Source organism: Listeria sp. SHR_NRA_18, assembly GCF_003856515.1.
Taxonomy (GTDB): Bacteria; Bacillota; Bacilli; order Lactobacillales; family Listeriaceae; genus Listeria_A; species Listeria_A newyorkensis.
In genome coordinates this window covers 1-1,762 of sequence record NZ_QPKR01000033.1, presented here as the reverse complement: position 1 = coordinate 1,762, position 1,762 = coordinate 1, and the positions used below count along the sequence as shown (strand labels likewise).

The following is a 1,762-nucleotide window of genomic DNA, read 5'->3' as shown; positions in this document are numbered from 1 at the left end:
AGAAATTCCTTTTTAGAATCTTTTTATAGATGATTTATTTTGGACTGAATCGCAGCCACGGTTGCCAGGTCTTTCTTAATTTGCGTTTCTTTCTGCGCTTCTAATTTTGATTCTTCTTGTGCCTGTGCGTTCTGTTGGGAAAACCATAATCCCGTTCCTCCAACGAGTACCACACTTGCTGCAATACACATTCCCACGACCAACTTTTTTTTCATTCTTTTCATCCCCTTTAGTATTGGTTTCAAATATAGATACATACATCTTTTCTAATTCTGTACACGTTAGCTTTTGCAGTGCTTCCTTTTGTAAAGCTGTCAATTTCTGAACAAAAGCAATACTCTCAATAGCTATCCATTTATCTGCTTTTTTCATCTGTCCGCCTCACTATCATTGTACTGGAACTCCTTACATAAATAAACTAATATCTAGTAACTGTTACGCTGTGATCGAAACAGGGGGGAATTTAAAGTCAAAAGGGGGACTCATTAAAAACCCCTGCTTCGATCACAGCATAACGATCTGTGTCATGGCCTTACTGCCAACCGTCGTTGCTTCGCCAACGTCTGGCGGGCTTCTTCGGTTAATTTTCGCATCGTTGGACTGCACTCTCGCTTGAGTGCTTCTAGCTGTTCTTCCATGAAAGCCAAGCATTCTTGTGAAGAATAAATGCCTTGTTTTCGGTAATTCAACGTTTCTTCGATGTTTTGAAATCGCTTGGTGATTTTACGCTGCTGGATAATTTGATCAGACATTTGCAAGCGATCACTAGCTAACATGGCGAAAACCACCTTGGGGTCTTTCATCTAAACACACCACATCTTCTGTTAAGTCACGAATTAAACTGGATTGATACGCAATTTTCTCGTTTAAACGTTGCTTCTCTTTCAGGCTTGTATAAACATAAACAGCCTGAAAACCAACAACAATTACAAAAATCATTACAAACATATCTATAGCCTCCCGTTTGGTTTATTTATTTTGATAGGCCAATATCTACAACATTTTTAATTCACTTATGGCATGAGCGAGGACCTAACTACAAACAAAGTCTGTAGACGAGAGCACCAATTCTGTTCTTACCCCTTCATGTGCTCGTGTAGGATAAGATAGGGTCGTCTTTTATGGCATACACCCTAGCAATATGAAGTTGTCAAAGTACCATAACTTATTTTCAATAGCATTATTTGTGCGTTTCATTGCTCTTTTATCCAAAGATTCAAAAAGAAAAAATGTGGCACATATTGGCCTACCCGTGTTCTGTTACACCATAAAACGTAATTTCTCAAGTTGCGACTTCCGCGATGCAATCACTGTATTGTCAAGCTTCCGCACGTTTCGTGCTTTTTGAAACAGATCCTCTTTATCGATTCTCTCGCTGTTTTCACGATTAACCGCAAATGGTTTACCAGAATAGCATAAGATACGATTGATAACATATTCCTTACCAGAAAAATCTTTTACAAAGCATGTTGGTATGGATAAAAAATCATCGATGGTGAATTCACGTTGTGGCTTTTTGATATGCCTTTTTTTTCGCTTGTTATAGGTTCGCTTTTGTTTCGGTTTTTGCTTATTAGGAAAAACGCCCACAACCCCTGCATATAGTTTCGCTTTCTCCCCTGCTGTATTTTTAGTTTGTCGTTTCACGCGTGGTTTGACATAAAAGGAAAGGTCCTTTAGCTGACTTGTAAGGTTACTGTTAAAGAAACGTAGCGTGGCTCTTATCTCTTCGTTTTGCTCTTGTTTAAGCATCTTGTTGTTG

Annotated in this window: 4 protein-coding genes; all 4 read right to left on the bottom strand. The window is 38.7% G+C overall.

Annotated features, from left to right (window positions below; all coding sequences use genetic code 11):
- Positions 1 to 75 precede the first annotated feature (75 nt).
- Positions 76 to 372 carry a hypothetical protein gene (locus DUK53_RS16975; RefSeq protein WP_124893219.1) on the bottom strand — a complete coding sequence of 99 codons (297 nt, stop codon included), beginning with the start codon at positions 370 to 372 and terminating at the stop codon, positions 76 to 78.
- A 152-nt stretch (positions 373 to 524) separates the two neighbouring features.
- Positions 525 to 776, bottom strand: coding sequence for a hypothetical protein (locus tag DUK53_RS16970; RefSeq protein ID WP_124893217.1), 252 nt, complete (start codon positions 774 to 776; stop codon positions 525 to 527).
- On the bottom strand, positions 766 to 948 hold the full coding sequence (locus DUK53_RS16965; RefSeq protein ID WP_124893215.1) for a hypothetical protein: 183 nt from the start codon (positions 946 to 948) through the stop codon (positions 766 to 768). Before DUK53_RS16965 ends, DUK53_RS16970 begins: the two co-directional genes overlap by 11 nt.
- Before the next feature lie 312 nt (positions 949 to 1,260).
- The coding region (locus DUK53_RS17645) for a hypothetical protein (RefSeq protein ID WP_161564267.1) at positions 1,261 to 1,762 on the bottom strand (502 nt) is incomplete at its 5' end.